This window comes from Clavibacter lycopersici (genome assembly GCF_003576405.1).
In the GTDB taxonomy this organism is placed as follows: Bacteria; Actinomycetota; Actinomycetes; order Actinomycetales; family Microbacteriaceae; genus Clavibacter; species Clavibacter lycopersici.
On the sequence record NZ_QWGT01000365.1, the window covers coordinates 1 to 1,820 of the forward strand.

Here is a 1,820-nt window from a genome sequence, read left to right on the forward strand (position 1 = left end):
CACGGCGATCCTCCGGCTGGCCGCCGACCGCAGCCTCCTCGAGGCGCCGGCGCGCGAGGCACGTCGCCTGGCGGACGCGGTCGCGCCCGCCGCCCACGCCCGGAGCGTCGAGGAGGCGTGCCGTCGCGTGGCCGGCGCCCGACGCGGATCCACCGCCACGTGAGCCGCACCGGCACCCGCCCGTGGACGCTCGGCGGCGACGGACGCCCGATCGTGGGATCGTCTCCCGTGCGCATCCTCCTCTCCGTCGTCCGCATCGCCACCGCGGTCGCCGCGGTCATCGGCGTCATCGCCCAGTACCGCATCAACCTCGCGTACTGGCAGGGGCTCGGCGTCACCGGCATCGCGGGGAAGTCCCTCGACTTCGCCCTGTTCTTCACCGTCGACGCGAACCTGCTCGGCGCGGTCGTGCTGGTCGTCGGCGGCGTGCGGCTCGCGCGCGGACGGGCGGCGGATCCGGCGATCGGCTGGGTCACGCTGCGGCTCGCGTCCACCGTGTACCTCGTCATCACCGGCCTCGTCTGGAACATCCTGCTCCGCGGCCTCCCCCAGCCGCCGCCCCTGCAGCTCGACTGGGCCGACCAGATCGTGCACGTCGCCGTGCCGCTGATCGTGCTGGTCGACTGGATCGTCGCCCCCGACCGCCGGCCCCTCCGCGCGGGCGCCATCGGCCGCGTGATCCTGTTCCCCCTCGCCTGGATCCTCGTCACGCTCCTCCGCGGGCCGTTCACGGGGAACCAGGTGGACGGATCCGCCACCTACTACCCGTACGGGTTCCTCGACCCCCGCTCGTCGCCCGGCGGGTACGGCACGGTCGCCGAGTACGTGGTCGGCCTCACGATCGCCGTCTGCGCGATCACGGGCGCGCTCATCGCGGTCTCCCGGCTCCGCGCGCCGACGGACCCGCACCGCGCCGCGGTCCCGGCTATACGCTGAGCACGCGCCCGGCCGATGCCCCGCCCCGCGCCGCCCGACCGCGAGGAGCCGCCATCCCGACCATGCGAGAGGTCGCCGCGCGCGCGGGGGTCTCGATCGCCACGGTCTCCTTCGTCGTCAACGGCACCAAGGCCGTCTCCGAGCCGACCAGGCGGGCCGTCACCGAGGCGATGCAGGAGCTCGGCTACCGCAACAACGTCGTGGCCCGCGCGCTCGCCAGCAAGCGGACGCGGATCATCGCGCTGCTGTTCCCGGCCGACGTGCAGCGCCTCAGCCGCATCGCCCTCGAGATCTTCATGAGCGCCGCCACGCGCGCCTCCGAGCTCGGCTACCACCTCGTGCTCTGGCCCACGGGCACGTCGCCCGACGACGTGTCCGACCTCGTGAGCGGGCGGCTCGTCGACGGCGTCATCGTTATGGAGGTGCGCATGGACGACTCGCGCATCAGCGAGCTCGCGGCGCTCGACGTGCCGTTCGTCTCGATCGGGCGCACCGCGGAGACCCGCGACCTGCCGTTCGTCGACATGGACTTCGAGCGCACCGTCGCCGAGGGCATCGACCACCTGCAGGACCTCGGCCACCAGCGGTTCGGCCTCCTGGTCGAGGACCTCGAGCGCGGGCCGCTGCGCGGATACGGGCCGACGACGCGCACCGAGCGGGCGTTCCTGCAGGAGACGGCCGCGCGCGGGCTCGACGCGGCGGTCGCCCGGTGCGCGCCGACGCCCGTGGGCGGGCGCGCCGCGGCGGGAGAGCTGCTGGCGGCGGATCCGGGGATCACGGCGGTCATGATCCTCAACGACCAGGCGGCGCGCGGCCTCATCTCCGGGCTCGACGCCGCCGGCAGGCGCGTGCCGGACGACGTCTCGATCCTGTCGCTCGCGTCG

General features: G+C 74.5%; 2 protein-coding genes. Both read left to right on the forward strand.

Annotation, left to right across the window (positions count from 1 at the left end; all coding sequences use genetic code 11):
• Positions 1-159 precede the first annotated feature (159 nt).
• A complete protein-coding gene (locus tag DZG00_RS15140; RefSeq protein ID WP_233549206.1) occupies positions 160-936 on the forward strand; it encodes a Pr6Pr family membrane protein in 777 nt (258 codons plus the stop codon).
• 62 nt (positions 937-998) lie between these two features.
• The coding region (locus DZG00_RS15145) for a LacI family DNA-binding transcriptional regulator (RefSeq protein WP_147360054.1) at positions 999-1,820 on the forward strand (822 nt) is incomplete at its 3' end.